The organism is Mesorhizobium sp. WSM4832 (assembly GCF_055811115.1).
The window spans coordinates 37,373-56,805 of record NZ_JBVVQH010000018.1 but is presented as its reverse complement, the minus strand read 5'-3'; the positions used below and the strand labels follow the sequence as shown (position 1 = coordinate 56,805).

At 63.1% G+C, this 19,433-nt stretch carries 13 protein-coding genes; 3 read left to right on the top strand and 10 right to left on the bottom strand.

The genetic code is table 11. The annotated features are described in order from the left end of the window. Nucleotides 1-102 precede the first annotated feature (102 nt). The 3 genes from tssM (AC0L2L_RS23655) to tagH form a co-directional block, all read right to left on the bottom strand. Nucleotides 103-3,633 (bottom strand): type VI secretion system membrane subunit TssM, encoded by a 3,531-nt coding sequence (tssM, locus tag AC0L2L_RS23655; protein ID WP_473581593.1) that lies wholly within the window; start codon nucleotides 3,631-3,633, stop codon nucleotides 103-105. A gap of 25 nt (nucleotides 3,634-3,658) precedes the next feature. After that, nucleotides 3,659-5,164, bottom strand: a complete 1,506-nt coding sequence (gene tssL / locus AC0L2L_RS23650; protein WP_473581591.1) for a type VI secretion system protein TssL, long form — start codon at nucleotides 5,162-5,164, stop codon at nucleotides 3,659-3,661. A 300-nt stretch (nucleotides 5,165-5,464) separates the two neighbouring features. Then, nucleotides 5,465-6,538 carry a type VI secretion system-associated FHA domain protein TagH gene (gene tagH, locus AC0L2L_RS23645; RefSeq protein ID WP_473581589.1) on the bottom strand — a complete coding sequence of 358 codons (1,074 nt, stop codon included), beginning with the start codon at nucleotides 6,536-6,538 and terminating at the stop codon, nucleotides 5,465-5,467. 308 nt (nucleotides 6,539-6,846) lie between these two features. On the opposite strand from tagH, the gene AC0L2L_RS23640 reads away from it, so the two are divergent. Genes AC0L2L_RS23640 through AC0L2L_RS23630 form a run of 3 tightly spaced genes read left to right on the top strand, consistent with a single transcriptional unit; the run spans nucleotide 6,847 to nucleotide 10,692 of the window. Beyond that, on the top strand, nucleotides 6,847-9,171 hold the full coding sequence (locus AC0L2L_RS23640; RefSeq protein ID WP_473581587.1) for a type VI secretion system Vgr family protein: 2,325 nt from the start codon (nucleotides 6,847-6,849) through the stop codon (nucleotides 9,169-9,171). Between the two features lie 10 nt (nucleotides 9,172-9,181). Further along, nucleotides 9,182-9,607 (top strand): DUF6484 domain-containing protein, encoded by a 426-nt coding sequence (locus tag AC0L2L_RS23635; RefSeq protein ID WP_027168483.1) that lies wholly within the window; start codon nucleotides 9,182-9,184, stop codon nucleotides 9,605-9,607. 23 nt (nucleotides 9,608-9,630) lie between these two features. Continuing rightward, nucleotides 9,631-10,692 carry a HEAT repeat domain-containing protein gene (locus tag AC0L2L_RS23630; RefSeq protein WP_473581586.1) on the top strand — a complete coding sequence of 354 codons (1,062 nt, stop codon included), beginning with the start codon at nucleotides 9,631-9,633 and terminating at the stop codon, nucleotides 10,690-10,692. Between the two features lie 59 nt (nucleotides 10,693-10,751). Here the strand turns inward: AC0L2L_RS23630 and AC0L2L_RS23625 are convergent, their stop codons facing one another. The 7 genes from AC0L2L_RS23625 to tssM (AC0L2L_RS23595) form a co-directional block, all read right to left on the bottom strand. Then, nucleotides 10,752-11,654, bottom strand: coding sequence for a type VI immunity family protein (locus AC0L2L_RS23625; RefSeq protein WP_473581584.1), 903 nt, complete (start codon nucleotides 11,652-11,654; stop codon nucleotides 10,752-10,754). After that, nucleotides 11,651-12,166, bottom strand: coding sequence for an SMI1/KNR4 family protein (locus AC0L2L_RS23620; RefSeq protein ID WP_473581583.1), 516 nt, complete (start codon nucleotides 12,164-12,166; stop codon nucleotides 11,651-11,653). Before AC0L2L_RS23620 ends, AC0L2L_RS23625 begins: the two co-directional genes overlap by 4 nt. Nucleotides 12,167-12,187: 21 nt before the next feature. Further along, nucleotides 12,188-13,156 carry a DUF4150 domain-containing protein gene (locus AC0L2L_RS23615; RefSeq protein WP_084508242.1) on the bottom strand — a complete coding sequence of 323 codons (969 nt, stop codon included), beginning with the start codon at nucleotides 13,154-13,156 and terminating at the stop codon, nucleotides 12,188-12,190. Then, nucleotides 13,156-14,214, bottom strand: a complete 1,059-nt coding sequence (locus tag AC0L2L_RS23610; RefSeq protein ID WP_473581582.1) for a beta-ketoacyl synthase N-terminal-like domain-containing protein — start codon at nucleotides 14,212-14,214, stop codon at nucleotides 13,156-13,158. Before AC0L2L_RS23610 ends, AC0L2L_RS23615 begins: the two co-directional genes overlap by 1 nt. After that, the gene (locus AC0L2L_RS23605; RefSeq protein ID WP_051334053.1) at nucleotides 14,211-15,272 is read right to left on the bottom strand and encodes a DUF2169 family type VI secretion system accessory protein; all 1,062 of its coding nucleotides are present in this window, start codon (nucleotides 15,270-15,272) and stop codon (nucleotides 14,211-14,213) included. The genes AC0L2L_RS23610 and AC0L2L_RS23605 overlap by 4 nt, the downstream gene beginning before the upstream one ends. 93 nt (nucleotides 15,273-15,365) lie before the next feature. Next, nucleotides 15,366-15,908 carry a type VI secretion system-associated protein TagF gene (tagF, locus tag AC0L2L_RS23600; RefSeq protein ID WP_473581581.1) on the bottom strand — a complete coding sequence of 181 codons (543 nt, stop codon included), beginning with the start codon at nucleotides 15,906-15,908 and terminating at the stop codon, nucleotides 15,366-15,368. Further along, entirely contained in the window at nucleotides 15,890-19,432 is a 3,543-nt protein-coding gene (tssM, locus tag AC0L2L_RS23595) for a type VI secretion system membrane subunit TssM (RefSeq protein WP_473581580.1), read from the bottom strand. The genes tagF and tssM (AC0L2L_RS23595) overlap by 19 nt, the downstream gene beginning before the upstream one ends. Nucleotide 19,433: the final 1 nt, after the last annotated feature.

Genomic DNA, 19,433 nt, shown 5'->3' with positions numbered 1-19,433 from the left:
ACCAGCCATGGGCCGCGTGCCCGGGCCACTCTGCCATAAGCGCATACATTAGAGTACCGAAATGAAGGATCGAGCCGGCGATGTTCTGGAGTGCAGCCATGGTCAGAACGCCTTCGGACAGCTGAAGCCGGACAAAGCCGGCAGGAAGAGGGGGTTGGCCCCTGATCCAGCCTGGATCGTGTAGGCAACATCGCGCCCACCAATGACGAAGCGGGCTTCGGTGTTGGCGCCGTCGCCGGTGATGGTCGCCTTGTCGAGCAGCCGCTTCAACGCCCACGGCCCATCGAACTTCAGCGCGGACTCGCGGCCCGGCATTTCCGGGACGAGGGTGAGGCTCGCTGATCCGGAAGCGGCGCCGCTCGGCCACGTTACCGTGCTAGGCGCGTTGCCGGCCTGAGCGCTCTGGACCGTCTGCCCGTCCACGTTGAGAAGCGCGCTGTCGACTTCGCTGTTCAGCGAGGTGGGCGTGAAGGTGATCGACACCAATGGCGTCGATCCGCCCGACGGGAAGAAGGCACCGCGGATTTCCGCCGCCGCCTGGAACGCCTTCAAGGTCGACTTCGCAAGGTCCCTGCTGGAACGCGCATCCTGCTTCCAGGTCCACTCCTGGCCGGTCATGTCGATCAGCGGCGCAAGGTTCTGCGCGAAGAAGCGGTCCATCAGGCCGCCGGGCGCGAATAGCTTGGCGAAATCCGCCATCGAGATGTCTTCGGTGCTGTCGCTGGCGAAGGGATAGCGGCCGTTGACCGCCTCTTCGCAAGGCCGCGTCACCGTCTGGTCGAGGCTCTGGTTGAGGTTGGCGACAGAGGCTTCGGCGACATTGCCTTCGAACTCGTCCGCCGCGGCGTTGACCATGCGCGCCAGCGGCTTGGGCAGGCGCGAGACATTGGCGCGCAATGTCGAGATCTGCAGCTGCAGGTTGGCGTTGACGCGCTCGGTCTGCGAGGGGACATCGGCTGCAAGCTTCAGGCTCTGGAAGATGTCGTGGAAATTCTGCGTCAGCGCATCGAGCGGCCGGCGGCCGGCAGCCCCGCTGACCAGCGCCTGGAACGACCGGAACTGCGCCTCGACGCTCGCGCCGGCGTTCTGCGCAGCGGCCGAGCTTGCGCCGGCGCGGTTCTGCGACTTGCCGCCGGCGATCTGCAGGCCGATACGTGCCAGGCCCTTGGCCATCGCGGCCGGATCCTGCTGCGCCGTGCCGGCCTCGGCCTCGGCGGCGGCACTGTCCTTGGTCAACGCGGTCTCATCGGCGATCGCCGTGAACAGCTGGTCGAGAGGCGAGTCCGGCGAGGCGAGGGCGGAGAGCGCCAGATATTGCGGTTTGTCCTTCAGCATCGCCTTGAGCTTCAACTGGTCGAGCACGCCGTTCCAGGCGGCGGCGAATTCCTTGCCGTAGCGGTCGATGAGCTCGGGACCGAGCCTGGGCAGGTCCTGGTCGATGCCGCCCTGTTCGCCGCCGCCACCCAGCACCCACTGGTCGTCGACGAGCATCTGCGCGATGCGCGACAGCTGCGGCAGGAAGAAGCGATTGAAGCCGGCGCGCGTGTAGAGACCGGGAACCTGGAGATCGGCAAGCTCGCTGCCGTCCGTGCGCTCGAACGACAGCTGCGCTTCCGGACCGGCTTGCGCGGCGACGGAGAAATCCTGCAGCCTTGCCGCGTAGACCGCCGACTTGATCTGCGCCGAGGCGCGGTCGGCGAGGCTCATGCGCCCAAGCGAACGCTGCGCGGCCTCGACCAGCGGCTGATTGAGCGCGAAGACCGGATCGTAGGCGTCGTCCAGCGCGAGCATGGCGCGCAGATGCTTTTCGAGCTGCGCGCGGCCTTCGCGGTTGTTTTCGCCGGGGTAGCGGTTCTCTTCCCAATCCTGTTTCATCCAGGAGACGATCAGTTCGTCGTCGACCTTCGGCGCCTTGCCGCCCAGCATCAGGTAGATCTTAAGCGGTTCGTAGAGCGCCATCGGATCGGCCATCTTGGCCTGGATCGTCCGCTCGGCCTGGACCAGGATCCGGGAGCGGAAGGTCCGCTCCAACGCCTGCCGGTAGGCCGTCTTGGAGGCCGACAGCAGCCTCTCCCGCTGGCTGAGCCCGAACGTCTCCTCGATCGGCTTGCCCTGGTCGCCGTTTTCGAAACCGGCGGGCAGGTTGCGCAACTGGTCGAGCGGGCCGATGACGTTTTCAAGATCGACGTCGGTCACCGTCGTGCTCTTCAGAAGCGTATCGGCGCTGTCGCGATAATGCGCCATGGCTTGCCTAGTGGAAGCGATCAGCGACTTGTTGGCGAAGAAGCTGAGCCCCAGAATGCCGAGCGCCGCCAGCGCCGCCAGCGCGATCGCGGCCACGCTGCCAGACCTTGCGAACCTGGCACGCCGTTCGGCCGCCCGGTCGAACGAGACCCAGCCCGATTCCGGGAAGACCACATTGGCCAGCAGATCGTGCAGGAAGAAGCTCTTGCCGGCCCCGGAAAGATGAGCCTGTGAGGAGCTGCCGAAACTGCGGCCGATCGCGCCGAGCACCTGGTCGAAGGGCGTCCCTTCCTGGGTGCCCGATGAGAAATAGAGCCCGCGCAGGCTGACATTGACCTGTGTCCGCGATGCGTCGAACAGGCTGCCGACGAACTGCGTTATCCGGTTCTTCAGCGCGCCGAACTGCGCCGGGAAGCCGAACAGCGCGATCCGCGCCACCGGGTCGGCCTCTTCCTGCAGCCGGTCGGCAACCTCTTCGGTGAGCCGCTGCGCCAATCCGTCGAATTCTGCCGGCGCCTCGCCGGCCATGTTTTTGGTGCGATCGGCGGTCTGGAAGGTCGCGCCCCAAACCTTGCGCCTGCGCGCCTCGTCGAAATCGCCGAAATAATCCATGAAGCCGGAGACGAGATCGGCCTTGGTGAAGAGCAGATAGACCGGGAACCGGATCTTCAGCGTCTCGTGCAGCTCGCGCAGGCGGCTCCTGATTTCGGTGACATGCGCGTCGAGCTGCTGGTCGTCGAAGCCGATCAGATCGGCAAGGCTGATGGCTAGGATCACGCCGTTGATCGGTTGCCTGGTGCGGTGTTTCTTGAGCAATCCAAGGAATGCGAGCCAGCTCGCTTTGTCGCGCTCGCGGTCCGATTCCTGCGTCGTATAGCGGCCGGCCGTGTCGATCAGCACCGCTTCGTCGGTGAACCACCAGTCGCAGGACCGCGTGCCGCCGACGCCAGCCACCGGCTGCGCGCTGCCGGAGCCGGCAAGCGGAAATTTCAGCCCGGAATTGACCAGCGCCGTCGTCTTGCCGGCGCCTGGCGGGCCGATGATGATGTACCAGGGGATGTCATAAAGGAAATTGCGCTTGCCGCTCGTCCGCTTCAGCGTTGCGAGGGCTTCGCTCATGCGCGTCTCGAGCACCTGCGAATCGTCGCTCCGCTCGTCGCTGCGCACGATGGCCGTTTCGAGCGCCTTTTGCGCCTTGCGCTGCTGCCAGAAGCGGACCCCATAGAACAGCGCAAGCACCGCAACGCTGACGCCGACGATCGTCGCCCTCAGCCACACAGGCCCAAGCGGGCGCGTATCGGCAAAGCGGATCAGCGGTCCGGCGTACCAGACCGCCGCCGAGAAACCGGCAAGCGCAAGCAGGCTCAAGATCCGCAGCATCCAGCGCATCAGAGCCATCCTCCGCGGCGCACGCTCACAGCGTCTCCTCCTTCGGGATCATCACGTCTACGCGGCGGTTCTTGGCGCGGCCGTCCGCCGTTCCATTGTCGGCGATCGGTTCGTCCTCGCCCTTGCCGTCGACGCTGAGCCGGGAAGGGTCCTTCAACTGCTTGGCCATCATCGCCTGGACGGCTTTCGCGCGGGCGACGGAAAGGTCGAAATTGGATTTGAACGCGCTCGACTTCTTCGGCTTCACATTATCGGTGTGACCGACGATTTTGATCGGCCCGGGCTCGGCGTCCAGCGCCGTGGCGATGTCGGCCGCGATCGGCTGGAATTGCGGTTTCAGCTCCGCCTGGCCGGAAGCAAACAAAAGCTGGTTGTTGATCTCGACGACGATGAACTCGCCCTTCTCACCGACGCTCAGCCCACCGCCGGCGATCTCCTTGGCAAGCACCGCGCGGATGCGGTCGATCTGGGTCGTGTCTGGAGCCGCGGGCGGCGGCGGGCTGGCTTGCGCCGGTTCGGCCGGCGGCGCCACGCTGGCGCGCTCGATGGTGACGGGCGTCGACGGGTTGAGCGCCAGCAACGCGCCGGCGGTCGCGTCGCCTTCATCGGTGATCATGACGCGCAGTCCGAAGAAGGCTGCTGTCACCAGCGTCGCCGCGGCGGCCGCGACCGCCCAGAGCGGCAGCCGCGCCCTTGGCTTCGGCATCGCCGCCGCCATGCCTTGCCAGCGGGGCGAGACGTCGTCGGCGGCGCGCGGCTTGAAGAAGCGCAGCGTGTCGTAGACGTCGCGCCGAACACGTTCGAGCGTGTTTCGCTCGCCTGCCAGCGCCCGATACTGGCCTTCGAAGCCCAGCGATAGGCAGGCGTGCATCAGTTCGAGCAGGTCGCAATGCGCTTCCGGCTTGGCGAGGATATTGTTCAACGCCTTGTAGAAGCCGGCGCCCGTTGGTCGGGTGTGGAAGAACTGCGCCACAAGGCTGTGCTGAAGCCAGCTGTCCTTGCTCGGCAAGGGCAAATTGCCGACGAGGTCGTCGGCGGTTTCGCAAAGGGCGAATTTGGCGATCCGCGCGTCGTCTTCCCCAATGCCGGCTTTCGCGACTGTTCGCTCGAAGGTCTCGATCGCTTCGGCCATATGCTCCGCCAACGGCGCCGCTAGCCGTTCGACCGGCATCAGCCGCAATTGGCCGAACAGCATCAGCAACGGCGCCGCGGCGGCAAGGATCGGATTTGCCGCAGGATATTTCACGCCGCCGGCGGCGTTGAGCAGGGCATCCTGCTGCAACCCCGGCGCCGCATTTGCGGCCGCTCCCGGAGTAGGCCCTTGAAAGAGCACGGTTCCGGACGACCAGCCGGGCGGCATCTGCCGGCCGCCACCGGGATCGAACACTGTCGATTCCCTCGTGGCTAATGAAGCAGGCCGCACGCTTTCCGGGTCGGACCGCTCGGCAGGCGCAAGCGGTTTCTGCTTCGGCCGTGGCGCGCGGATGACGGTCCTATCCGTCGGCCCGGAGGAATCATCCTTCGAGCTCATCGGCGACGACCCACCGTCACGGCACAACGAGCATGTGTTCGGCCGGATGGGAGACGCGCTGCAGGCTTAGCCTCGGCGGCGGGCCGTATGGAAAGGCTCATTTCGCCGAAACATGCCATTGCTGCACACGCCCCAAGCCACGCCGCTTTGCCCGCCAGGCAAGCGTCCCTGCCCATTCTAATCGCCCGGGCACTCAATTGAAACGGGCCGCCGATTGAAATCGGAATGCAAGATGATCGAAGCGGCGGCTTCTTCTATGAGACCCGTCACATACAGGTGGCGCGGTCCGTGCGCGTGCGGCTATTTCTGTTTGTCGGCCTTGGCGTAGGCCTCGGCAAAATAAGCGAGGAAGACATCCAGCATGCCGTTCTCGTGCTTGTCTTCCATCGTCCGCCATGTCGCCACAAGCGCATCCCAGGCCTGGCTTTTCCTGGACGAGAAGGACGCAGGCGGGATTTTTTTGGCGATCGCCTCCGGCGACAGGTCGTCCAGCAACCGCGACAGCGCGGCCTGCATGGCGGCGTATGTTGCTATTTCGTGCGTCTTGAGGTCGCGGAACGCATCCTCGATACTATGCCTGGCATCGAGATAGCCGGCCCTGCGCTTGGCGAACATGATCTCCAGTATGTCGTCGGTCCCCGGCACGAATTTCAGCGGGTTGTTGTCCTCGGCGCCGATCATGGTGCGGTGCGCGCTCTTGGCGAGCACCTTGGCCGCCGCGCGCGCCTTGAGCAGCAGCGACAATTGCTCGACCGTGGTCCTCAGCACCGCGCCGATCTCAGCGGCGACGTCATGCGGATCGCGCGACTGCAGCAATTCCGGCGCAAGGCCGGCCGCCTTGGCGATATCGCGCAACATCGCGTCCGGTCCCGCCGGCCGATTGGCCGGGGCTGCCGGGCCGGGCTGCGGCGCCGACGATGCCGACACCGGCTCGGTCGGGCGCTGCTCCATCGGATTGAAGAATGGCTCGCGGCCGGGATCCTGCGGGCGGCCCGTCGAGGGTGGCGGCTCGCGCTGCGTCGACCCGGTCCTGGCCTGCGGATGTCCGGCCGCGGCTCGTTCGTCTTCGATCGAAACGCCGACGACATAACGTCCGATCAGCAGCCGGTCGCCCTGGGCCAGCCGATGCGGCCCGGCCATGCGCCGGCTTGAGCCGTTGACGAAAGTGCCGTTGCGCGAGACATCGTAGAGCCAGAACGAACCCGCCTGGTAACGGACCTCGCAGTGTCGGCCCGAGATGAACTTGTCCGGATCGGACAGCGTCCAGTCGCAATTCTCGCGGCCGATCTCGAAACTGCGGTCGCGGGCGGCGTAACGCGCGGCGATGCCGGCCGGCAGCCCGTCGACATTGCTGATCTGGAGAGAGATGAACATCCGGAAGCGTCGCCGAACTTGGTCAATAAATGCTTATTTTCCACGCAATTCCCGACGAAAACCGCTGCGCGCTTTTCCCGGGATTGCTCTGGCATTCTAGCAGCTTGCAAGCGCAGCGGGAGAGGAGTGTTTCACACCGGCGCATGGGCGCTGTTTAGCCATCGCTGTTATTTGGCCTCCATCAAACATGTGCTAGGTTGGCGGCCGTACGGTGCGGTGAATTCGAACGTCCCGAACGTGATGCAGTTAATAGAGCGGGGGCTTCAAACCATCACACTGGCGGCCGCGTCGAGGAGGGGGTACGACCCATGCCGAACGAACGTGCCACGGTTGTACAGACGCCGGCGGGCGCCGACCTGACCTTTACCCATCTCATCGGTCGCGATGAGATCAGCCGTTGTTTCGCCTATACCGTCGGCTTCGTCAGCAAGAACCGTGACGTCGATCCGCTGAAGATGCTGGGCGGCGTTGTTTCGGTCGAAGGCGAATCCGACCCGAAGCGATGGTTCAGCGGCCTTGTGTCGGATTTCAAGCTTACCCGTATCGAGGACCGGCTGGCCTTCTACGAGGCCACCGTCAGGCCGTGGCTCTGGTTCCTCGGCCACACCACCGATTGCCGTATCTTCCAGAACATGACGGCGGTGGAGATCGTCGAAAAGATATTCTCGAAATACGGCATCGCCAAATGCGAGAAGCGGCTGCAGGGGTCCTATCCCCAGCGTGAGTACTGCGTTCAATACGACGAGAGCGATCTCGATTTCGTACAGCGGCTGCTCGAGCATGAAGGCATCTTCTATTTCTTCGAGCATGACGAGGGCAAGCACACGCTGGTGCTGTGCGATGCGATGAGCAAGCTGAAGCCGGCGCCCGGTTACGAAAAGGTGCTCTATAATTTCGAAGGCCATGGCTCGCGCCGCGACGTCGAATACATCACCGAATGGATCCCGGGCAGCGCGGTGCGGCCAGGCGCCTACGCCCATACGGACTATGATTTCGAGAAGCCCGGGGCCGATCTGATGGCGAAATCCGCCCAGCCTTTCGGCCACAAGGAGGCCGCGGGCGAAAACTATCGCCAGCCCGGCGCGCATCTCGATGTCGGCCGCGGCGACACGATCGCGGGAATCCGCCGCGAGGAACTTCAGGCGGTGCACCAGCACAGCACGGCGGTGGGCACGGTGCGCGGCCTTTTTTCCGGCTGCAAGTTCACGCTGGAAAGTTTTCCGCGCGACGACCAGAACCAGGACTATCTGGTGGTCAGCGCCGAATACCGGCTGTTCGACCCGGGTTATCGGACCCAGAACGAAGCCCATAGCGAGAATTTCAAGGTGGTGCTGGGCGTGGCGCCAACCAAATTGCCCTACCGGCCGCCGCGCATCACGCCGCGGCCGATCATGCGCGGACCGCAGACCGCGACTGTCGTCGGCCCTTCGGGCGAGGAAATCTTCACCGACAAATATGCGCGTGTGAAGGTGCAGTTCCATTGGGACCGGATCGGCAAGAAGGACCAGAACTCTTCCTGCTTCGTGCGTGTGTCGCAGACCTGGGCCGGCAGCAACTGGGGCTTCATCCAGATCCCGCGCATCGGCCAGGAAGTCATCGTCGATTTCATCGAGGGCGATCCGGACCTGCCGATCATCACTGGCCGGGTCTACAACGCTTCGCAGATGCCGCCCTATGGGCTGCCGGGCAACGCCACGCAGTCAGGCTGGAAGTCGAATTCCTCGAAAGGCGGCGGCGGTTACAACGAGCTGATGTTCGAGGACAAGGCGGGCTCCGAGCTGGTCAATTTCCAGGCGCAGAAAGACCACCATCTGCTGATCAAGCACGACCGCAACAAGACGGTGCAGCACGACCAGTCCGACCGCATCGACCACGACGCCAAGCACTCCGTCGGCCATAACCTCGATGAAGACGTCGGCAACAACAAGACGGTCAAGATCGGCGTCGACCAGACCACCAACATCGGCAGCAACGACACCGAGACGGTGGGCGCGAACCGGTCATTGACGGTGGGGGCGAACGAGACGATCCATGTCGTTGGCAATTCGACGGAAAACATCGACGCCAACCATTCGCAGACGGTGGGGCTCAACCAGACAGTCACGGTGGGTATCGCGCGCGTGGACACCGTAGGGGCGGCGGAAGCGAGGACCGTGGGAGCCTCGCAGACGAACACCATCGGCGCGACGCGCTCTGTCACGGTGGGTGTCAATCAAAGCCACAGTATTGGTGCAGCGGACAGCTGGGACATCGGTGCCGCGCAGACCGTCAATGTTGGCGCGGATCAAAGTGTGACCATCGGCAGCAACCAGACGTTCAACGTTGGCGCCGGCCGTAGTGCCAGTATCGCGGACGATGATGCCACGACGGTTGGAGGCGCCCATTCGCTGACTGTCGCCAAGGACAGCGGGATCAGCGTCGGCGAAGACAGTTCGATCAAGGTTGGCAAGAAGTTGGTGATAGATGCCGGCGACGAAATCTTGATCCAGTGTGGTTCGGCCAAAATCATGATGAAGAAGGACGGCACGATCGGTATCGAGGGGAAGGACATTTCAGTGAAGGGCTCAGGCAAGATCAGCATCAAGGCCTCTAGTGACATCACGATGAAGGGCTCGACGATCACTGAAAACTGAGGGCGTCAAAATGAGCGAGACAAGGGAACGCATCGAAGGGGTCGTGATAGGGATTTTTCTGGGGTTCAATGAGGGAGCCCCGTTGGTTGTTTTCCCCGGCAATCCACAAGAGACCGCGGTTCCGGCCCGCAGCCTAACCGAGCTTGTCTCCGACATGATCGGCGCGGAAGTCGCCCTGCTTTTTCAGGATGGCGATCCCCTCCGCCCGTTGATTGTCGGGCGCATCGTTGAACCCCCCCGAAAGGCTTCATCGCCGCAGGTCATCCGTGACGGTGAGAGTGTGCGCATCGTGGGAGAGGAGCGCGTCGAGCTGCGCTGCGGCAAGGCGACGATCCTCATGGAAAAGGACGGCCGCATCACCATTCGCGGAACTTACGTTACCAGCCAGGCGAGCGCCGCCAATCGCATACGCGGCGGCTCGATCGATCTCAACTGATGTCGGCCTCGGCTCGAAGCAAAATGAAGGGCGCGCCGGACCGGCCTATGGTTCCGGATGTCGTCAGGCAGCATGTCGAGCAGGCCGCGTTCTTCTGGGCGCAGCGAGACACGTTAATGTTGGGCGATCCGCCCGACCTTCATGTGGTCGCCGGCGTAGACAGACGCTTGGAAGCGAACCTCGATGGTCTGCGCATCGCTGGACCGGCCGCTTGGCCATTCGTCGTCGCCGCCTATGAGGATTTTCCCGAGAAGGGCGAACTGTTCCTCTACGGATGGATGTCGATCGAAGAGGACAATGATCGCCGCGTCGCTGAGGCGATCGAGCTCGGCCGTCAAAGCACGGACGAGGCTCGTGGATTGGTCGGTGCATTGGCATGGCATAAGCCTGCAACGATAGCTCCTTTCGTGCGCGACTGGATCGGCGCGCCGGATGCATTCAAGCGATTTTTAGGCGTATCGGCTTGCCTTGGCCATGACGCTAATCCGGGACAATTGCTGGCGCGCCTCGTCCGCGACCCGGACATGCGCGTGCGAGCCGCCAGCCTGCGCCTCGCCGGAAAATTGAGACGGACCGACCTTGTAGCGGAATTGCGGGTGGCGCTTGAGGATGGCGAAGAGCAGCCGCGGTTCTGGGCTGCCTGGGCGTTGACTGAACTCGGCTCTGGTGATCTGGCTAGCCCACGACTGCGCGAAGTGGCGGTGAACGGAGGCCCCGACGCACTGACTGCCCTTCGGGCGGCGATTAAGGCCGCGCCAGACCAGGATGTGCGGTCGTGGATGGGCGGATTGCTGAAATCACCCAAAACCGCGCCACTGGCGGTTCGAGGCGCTGGCATGCTGGGCGATCGCACTCTCCTCCATTGGCTGATACATCAAATGCGTAGTCCGGCGCTGGCCGCTGCTGCTGGCGGCGCCCTACTGGAGCTATTTCCCGAGTCCCGCGAGGCTGACCTGTTCACAACCGATCCGGGCCAGGTGGATCAGGCCTTCAGCGATCATTTTGGGGATCAGTTCGCAAGGGTACCGTTTGCGGACAAGGTCAAGGCGTGGGGCAGTGCCACCGGCTGGCTGGTGGCTTCCTGACGTAGGTCGTACTGAAATTGCTATAAGGCGAACCGCCGCCCTTCCGATGAAAAGCTGCGCTAGCTAGACGTAAATCTGTGCAGCCACTGAACTGAGTTGTCCTCGGTCCACCGGTTTCCGCCAAAGGAGCCGTGCGCCACGATTTGCGCCGGAAGAAGTGCCTTGGCGAGCCTGGCTTCCGGTTGAAAGTCCTCGCGCCGGTTGAGGTCGATGAGTGCTGGACTGGGTCGGGTTTGGTATATCGCGCCTGTCGGAATCTGCCTGTGGGCGTGAGCGGCACGGCGTGCCGCCGATTGAACTTCAGGGAACTCCTCCAGCACCGAAGCGCCCAAGAGGGTAAGCCAGGATATGCATTTGAAACGGTTGCCGAGCCAATTGACGGTCACATCCTGGTTCCATGCTTCCACGCCCCAATATCTTCGGCATACCGCATACATGTGGTCGAATGCGTCGACATCGTCGGGCCACGGCTGAAGTACAAAGCCACAGGTGCCGCTGGTGAATGGCGCCAGAGCCGCAACGTCCGACACAAACGCCTGAAGGTCGGCCTGATCATAGTCATGTGGGAACTCGAAGCGGCAGAAGCTCGACTTGTTTGGCTCACTCACGGGTTTGTAGCTGTGGAAGACGAACAGAAAGGCACCGAGCAGATTGCCATCATCGAAGGCGTACCCCCATTCCAATGTCCGGTACAAATCCGGCAGATATTCATCGAGAAACCTGCGATGCACCGTTTCGTCGAATTCCTCGATGAATGAATCCGACCAGGTCGCCAGATATCTGCGCATCCTCTTGCCGAAGCGCGACATGTACAGGTCGTAGATGCGGCTGATATAAATGATTTCGACGGGACGATCGAAATAGAGAACGAAAACAAGTTTGAGTTCCCACCGCGGGATATTCTCGTCGAAACGAGTTTCGACCTTGAGGAAAGTATCCGACGGCCGACGGGTGGAACTCATCGCGTTAGACCTTTCCGGTCCGCCTTGTGGCGTGCAATATCTTTCTCGAGTTCGGCTCTCCGCGATTCCAGATAGGCTACGAAATCCTGATGCTCCTTGCGGATGCCACCGGAATCGAAGTCCACGACATCGATTTTCCCTTTCCTGCTTGCCCTGAAGGCAACGGAGTGAGCATCGCTGTCGGCCTGAGCGAAGATGAAGATCTCACCATCTCTGAACATCTCCGCATCGACAAAGATCTCGTCCATTTCTAGGTTATCGAGGATGTATTTGGTCGATAACAAGAAGACGTTGGGTGCATCCAGATTGTCGATGCCATCGTGCCTGCGGAGCAGATTCAGATAATCATCCGGAAGAGGATGGCGCCAGAGCTTTTTCAGCTTCTCGATGCTCTGCTCGTTCGCTCCCGGCCTGAATACCGGCTCTCTCTTTATCCTGAAAAAAGATCGATGCTCGATGGCTCGATCGGCAATCTGTTTTACAAGCGAAAGCACAGTCTCGTCACTGGACATGGATTTTCTCCTTGCAGGCAATCATGAATCCGGAGGACCATCCGGACACTGGCAGCTCGGATGCGCGCGGATTGGTAAGCCATCGTGATCGCCCGAGTTGTCGCGGTTGTATCGGCCCATGGCGGCGCCGATCGTGGTGTTCACCCGTGTATTGAGCATCTTGAAGTTGCGCATGCTGGCGAGTGGGCCGCCGAGCGCTGCGTCATGCAGGTGATCGGCATTGAAGGGCGCGTTTGACCCGCCTTCTGTCGGGTTTGACGGCCTGGGGTTCATGTCGTTCCATTCCTTAGCCGCGCATGGATGCGCGAATTGGCTCTCCATCTTGTTCTTCTTGTCGGCGGCGCGCGCGGCGAAGCGTTCGGTATATACCGCCTTGTAGGAATCATAATCCGACTGGCTGTAATCGACCCTTCGAAGGGATTTGCCCTTCGGCGTGTTTACACCGCGATTCAGCCTGGCGCGGTCAAGAGATGCCACCTTGGCGCAAAGCTGTTTGCACATGCAGGCGGTCCATTTCTTTTTTCCCCGCTTCTTCATCTTCTTGTCGCATCGGATGTTGAGCATAAAGCAATCGGTTGCCTTAAGCGGATCGACATCTCCTGCAAGGTTCACGGTATTCTTGTCGTTGTGGAATTTTTTGTCGGTGTGGCGGCAGGTGTTGCCGCCGTCCATCTTGACGTCGAACGAATAGGTGATCCAGTCGGTCGCCTTCTTGAAGACGTTCGACTTGACGCCTCCGACCGTGCCCGGCTCATCGCCTGAACTCATCGCGTATTGCGAGCCCTTGATGGCGATCATCTTGCCCCCCTTGGCCAGAACCGTCGTGGTGCCGTCCTTTAGCGTGCTCTGGTTGGCGATGTTGGGGTAAGGCAAGGGAATAGGACCGCCGGGGCTGGGGGTCTTGCAGACGTCGGGGATAGTCGCGATCGACAGGCCGATCGTGCCTTTGTAGGTCAAGCCAAGATTGTTGACGACGATATGAGTGGGCATCAGCCGACCCTTCTCGGTCCGCCGAGCAATACGGCTGCTCGAGCGCCGTTCTCGGAGCTTGCCCAGATCAGCGACAGCGGGCCGGCCTGATAGCCGCGCGCGTCTGCTTCCGTGACCAGGCTGATGAACAAGGCCCCCGATGCCGCGCCGACATCGCCCCAGCAATCGGCGGGTGTCTCGAAATCGGCGGCATCCTTGAAGCGCCCAGGATTGCGGATGACGGCGAATCCATACTCGTTGCCGCGATAGCGCTCGCCGTTCATGTCACAGATGATGCGATCGACTTTGTCGATCGGCGCATCCTGGAAAAGCGAGCGGAAAGCCGCGCCCAGGCCCTCTCCCAGCACGACGGTTTCGGTTTTGATCCTATTTTCCTCGCTGGCGATCGAAGCGCCGACGATTTCCAGCAACGGGACAAGTCCGTGAGCGCGCGCTGCCGCATGCGTTGTCAGCAACGCAAACCCGGCCGCTTCGCCTGGGCAGAAACCGTAAGTGGTCGTCTCCGAATGAAGCTGCTCGTTCTCGTCCAGCCATTCCAGCGTTTCCGGTTCAAGATAGCTGTCGACGCCGCCGACAAGGCAAAGCTTGGCTCGGCCGTCCCGCAACGATTTACATGCGTGATAGATCGCGAGTAGGCCGCCGGCATGACCGCCCGCCGTCGAGCCGCCGCCCGCCAGGACGACATGCTGCGCCAGGCGTTGGCGAAGACGCGTATCGACCTGCGCGGCGAACCCTTCCGGCTGCCCTGGCCGGGGTTCACCAGTGGACAGCACGAGCGTCACCGGCAGGGTGGCGCCCGATTTCAGGAAAGGCCGCAACGCGTCCAAGGCCGCCGATTGCGCGATCTCGACTATCCGGTCGGCCCCGCGCAGATCGACGTCGACACCGGTATCGCGTGTCACCTTCATCCGCTCGCCGTACCGGTCGATCATATAAGGATGGTCCTGGATGGCCGAGATTCCGGCACGCACCGCCGCAGCGCTGGAGGCCGCGTCAAACCCCAGCGGTGTGCGCGCTCCTACGCCGACAACGACGATCGTGTCCCCTTTCGCCATCATTCGTCTTCTTCGTCCGCCAGCCAAACACCCGTCGCCGCGATCGTTGGAGAAATACCGGTGCGCTCGCGGATGCTCAGCGTCGTCTGCTTAAGGCGCTCCTCGTCGAACGGCACCGGCAGCGTCGACATCCACGTGATCGAGAACTGCCTGAGGTCGGGCTTGATGCGAAGCGTGTGAATGATCGCTTCGCCGTTTTTGCGATCAGGCCGGTTGTAGAACTCAGTGTTCATATCGAAGGTGATGCGCGGCAGCAGGAACTGCCAGAAGCCCTCCTCCGTGAAGTTGCCCAATCGGACGGCCTCATAACCGATCAGGGGGGTCTGGGTTTGCTGATCCTCGGGCGCGCACTGGAAGTACATGCGGTCGAAATCGCGGGGTAAAAGCGGATCGCGGTTTTTTTCCCACTCCTCGCCATAGGTGCCGGCATATTTTATGCGCGGCTGCCAATGCCGTGCCACCGCGCCGAAGCCGGCCGGCCTGCCGCTTCTGTGATCGCGATAGGGAGCGTCGGGATATTCGAAATTCGGTCCGCTTTTGCCGATCAGGCGCTGCGGGTCGACGGCAAATCCTGTGCCTACAGGATTGCGCTGGTCCCAGTCCGGCTTCGATGCTTCCATATCCGTGCCGCCGTAGGTGCGGCGCCAGCTGATCGGCATTTTCGTAAATGGTTCAGACCGGCCCAATCGCACGGATACCGGGCCGGGCATGAACACGCGGTTGCCCACCGCTTTTACGCTCTTGTCGACATCGCCGACCTTGATGCGCGCCACGCTTTCGACGTTTGGGCGGCCATCGGGTGTGTAGATGTGCCCTTCGATCAGAATATCTGTGTGCCTCTTCTCGAGGTTAAGGTCGGTCTCGTCGAGAAGCTCGTTGGGATCCGAGCCATAGACGGGCGCCAGGTTCACAGGCGTCTGGTCCTTCAAGAGTCGCTGTTTGCCGTCCGGATCGATCTCGAACGACGCCTTGATCGCGATCAGCCACACCTCGTGGCCGCGCTCGTCACGCGTCCAACTCTCCTGGGCAGCGAACGGCGTATCGTTGGACAGTATCCACATTTTGACAACGCGTCCCTAGGCAACCAACGGGCCTCAACCACCTTCAAAAGAACCAGCTTTGGAAAACATCCTCTGTGCTCAATTTCACCTGCATCAGCTGGTCTCCCAACTCGCGGCAAAGATCTGCTCCAGCGTCGGCTGCGGCGCCTGCGCATCGACGTCGAAAATATCGGAGTGCGCTGTCCACGCCACGAGATCGTCGATGACATCGCTTTCGCCACCGACAAGCGAAACCGACAGTCCGCCCAGCGCCGCTTCCAGCTCGTCCGGCGTCAGCTCGCCCCGCTGCGCGGCGAAGGCGGCGGTTTCAATGCCTTCGAACCACACGTCCGCGTAGGCCAACTTCAGCGGTGCTACGGGGAGCAGCACGACGACGCTCAACGGAAACAGCCGGCCGACCCGGTCGGCGCTCTGTACAATGACGCCCATTGAGGCGCCGAAGAAGGCGGGGCCAGCCAGGAAACGCAGCGCCATGCTCTGGGGCCAGGTTTCCATCCCAAACAGCGGCACGATGTTCTGCGCCAGCCAGCGGTCCCACACGCGCACGAAATCCGCCGGCAGTCGGCGCGTGACGAAATCGCCGGTGGCGGGCATCTTGCCGTAGAAGCCGGGTGCGATCAGATCTGCGGCGGACATGTGAACTTCTTGAACATTTCGAGTGTGTACGGGTTCTCGACGCTGGCCGCCTTGAGCTCGAAATCGGCCCACATCCCCTTCGTGCCGAGTCGCAGGCTGTAGACGTCGGTGAGCTTGGTCGCGTTGAAGCGGCCGCCGCGCAGCATTCTCAGCCACGCCCAGCTGCCGGTCTCGTTGAGCATCACTTCGGGCGAGCCGTCGACCGGCTGGAAGGCCAGCGAGATCACGCCGGTGCCGTCCTTGCCGGGCCATGTCATCGGCTGCGGCCTGGTCGCGTTGTTGTAGTAGGCGAGGCTCTGGCCATCGAGGTTGAGCGTCACCCGCGCCACGTTGGGCGACAGGTCCTTCGGCTCCAGCGTGAAGTTCATCACCGGGCCGGTGCCGCCGGGAAACAGGTCGTCGCGGATATGCCGCGCCTGTTCGAACGCTGCCAGCGCCGCCGGGTCGAGGCCGAAATCGGCGCGCCATTTCCACGGCTCGCTGGCGGTGTCGACATAGTTGATCAGATGGTCGTTGGTGAAGGCGTCGATCAGGCCGGTCGGACCGAAAAGGCGTTGGAAGTCGCGCACATTGACGTCGACCGCGCTTTCCGGGCTGAACGGATAGCGGTTGTTGAGCGCTGCCTGGCAGAAGGGCAGTATGTCCGCCCGCCAGATAGCGTTGAGCTCGTTGGTGACGGCCTTCTGCGACAGGCCGCTGGTGTCGCCGGCAATGCCGCCCAGCCAGTCGTTGATCGGCGAAGGCAGGATCTGCGCCTGCCTGGCGACCGCGCCTGTCAGTTCAGCGAGGCCGCCCTGCTTCTTGATCGCATCCTGCGGGTTGGGGTTGGCTGTCACCGTCTGCAGCACATTGGACAGCGCCGTCAGCGCCACCACGGCGGCGTCGAGCGCCGGCGGCTGGCCGTCGACCTGGGCGATCGTGCCTTTGAGCGGCTTGAAATGTTCGGCCACCAGGCTGCCGGTCATGTCCACCTGATTGGCGGAGCCGGCGCGCGGCAGGAGCTTGGCGCCCGTGGTCACCACCTTGCCGAGTTTGCCGAGCTTGCTCAAGAGCTTCGACCCGGTCTTGGCGGCGCCGCCATTCTTGTCGTCGGCAGGTGCCTCGTCGGAGCGGGTCAGGTCGGTCTCCTGCACCACCGCGGTCAACAAGCGCTTCAGCGCGGAGTCGGCGCTCGACAGGTCCTTGAGGTTCTCGCTGGCGACGTTGAGGTCGGTCAGCGGCGCCAGCCGCATGTCGCGCAGGAAGCTATCCCATTGCGCGATATAATCGTCGTAATAGAGCTTCAGGATGTCTTCCGACAGCGCCGAGACCGACGTCTCCGAATTCTCCGAGCAGCCGCCGGCAAACACCGCCCGGTCGAGCGCCGCCTGTCCCGCGACATCCTCGATCCGATCGAGGATCGCATCATGGAAGCCGGCATAGGTGTAGGGGCCTGGAACGCCGACACGCAATGTCTTGTCCGAGCGGCGCGCGAATACCTTGGCGCCGTTCGGTCCGGCGAAATTGGCCGGCACCCATTCCTTCGCGGCTGCCACTTCCGGGTCGGCCAGAAGCTGCTTGTAGGCGCGCTCCGGCAGCGAGATCGTGCATACCGTCTTCAGCGCCTCGGCGACCAGCTCCTTGTCCGGCGCGATGTAGCTGTCGTCGACCGCCATGCGGCGGATCGCGGCGAGCTGATGCTCTTCGGCGTCAGCGGTCGGGAAGGGCGCTGCCGGCGCGAATTGCGGCAGGCTGTTCACCCACCAGTTCTGCACGAAATCGGTGTCCATCTGCGACAGGCCGGTCATCATGCGGTAGGTCTTCAGCGCGCCGAGCATGAAATCCGGATCGCGGATCTGCCGCCACATCGTCGCTTCGAGCAGCGCGACCATGTGCGGCTCGAGCACATTGCGCAGCGCATGATCATAGGTGTCGGTCTGCGCGCGCACCAGCTCGGCCGAGGCGGTCGGGCCGAGCAGGTTGTGGACCGCGTCTGGGGGCGCGGTGCGCGCCGCCGCCACAGCATCCATCGCCGCCAGCGCGCCGTCCATCGTCGGCTGCTCGACCGCGGCCGGCATGGCGGCGACGTCGGTCAAAGGCTGCTGCAGCGCTTCGAACTGGCCGGCCTGTTCGGTGATCGCATCGCGGTTGTCGAGATAGGACCACGTGAAAAGTCCGCCGGCGAGCAGGGCCGCGAGCGCGCAGGCTGCGGCCGCTCCGCGCCAGATCCAGGCGCGGCGACGCTGCGCCAGCGGATCGAACGTGCCGAGGCCGGCCTCCTTGAAGATCACGTCGGTGAGAAGGTTCCTGAGGAAGAAGCTGCGCTTCTCAACGCGCGCCGCCGGCATGGCGCGGCGCGGCGGCAATCCGAAGGAGGATGACAACGCCGCGGTCAGCCGGTCGATCGGCGCGCCTTCCTGCGTCGCCGACGTCAGATAGAGGCCGCGCAGCCAGGCTGCCTCCTCATAGCGGCTCTCGCCGAACATCGCCTCGACCAGCACCTGGATCGGCTCGGAGAGGCTGGCGAGCTGCGCCGGGAAACGGAAGATTTCGGCACGCTGGCCGAGCTTGTCCTCGTCCTCGAGCCGCGGCACCAGCCGCCGCTCCAGCTCGGAGCCAAGCCTGGCAAGTTCCGTCTGGATCGTGCCGGCGTTGACACGGGAGTCGAGCGGAAAAGTCGTGCCCCACACCTGCTCGCGCGCCGTCGTCGACAAGCCGCCGAAGAAGGCTTCGAAGCCTTTGATCAGGTCGGCCTTGGTCAGCATCAGGTAGACGGGCAGGCGGATTTCGAGCCGGTCGTTCAGCTCCGCCAGCCGGCGGCGGATCTTGCGCCCATGCGCCTTGATCGCCTCGTCTCCTTCCGAGAGCGCATCGATCGACAGCGCGACGATGACACCGTTGAGCGCACGCCGGCCCCGGTGCTTCTTCAGAAGGTCGAGGAAGCCCAGCCATTCCGCCGCGTCGACGTCCGGCTGGCTTTCCTGCTGGACGTAGCGGCCCGCCGTGTCGATCAGCACCGCATTCTCGGAGAAGAACCAGTCGCAATTGCGCGTGCCGCCGACGCCCTGCAGATCATCGGTGAGGTCGATCGGGAAATTGAGGCCGGACTGGCGCAATGCGGTGGTCTTGCCGGTGGCCGGCGGACCGACGATGACATACCAGGGCATCTCGCGCAGGAATTTTCTGCCGCCGAGCTTGCGCCGCTTCAGTTCCGCCATCACCTCGCCGAACTTGGCGCCGACCGCCGCGACGCTCTCTTCGCCGGGGGTGAGCTGCTTTTCGGCCACGGGTGCCGCTATCTCGGCGACGAACATGCGGTTGGCGCGGATCGCGCGGCGCTGCGCGATGATCAGCCAGATCAGCCACAGGATCACCAGCCCGGCGATCATGGCGATGCGGACATTGTCGGATTCGAACGGTGCGTAAGGGCCGACCTGCACGATCGGGCCAAACACCCAGATCAACAGCGAAAGCAGCGCGATGCCGATCAGCGTCCACAGGAATCGCGAGGTGATGACGGCCCAGAGGAAGCGCAGGATGAACATC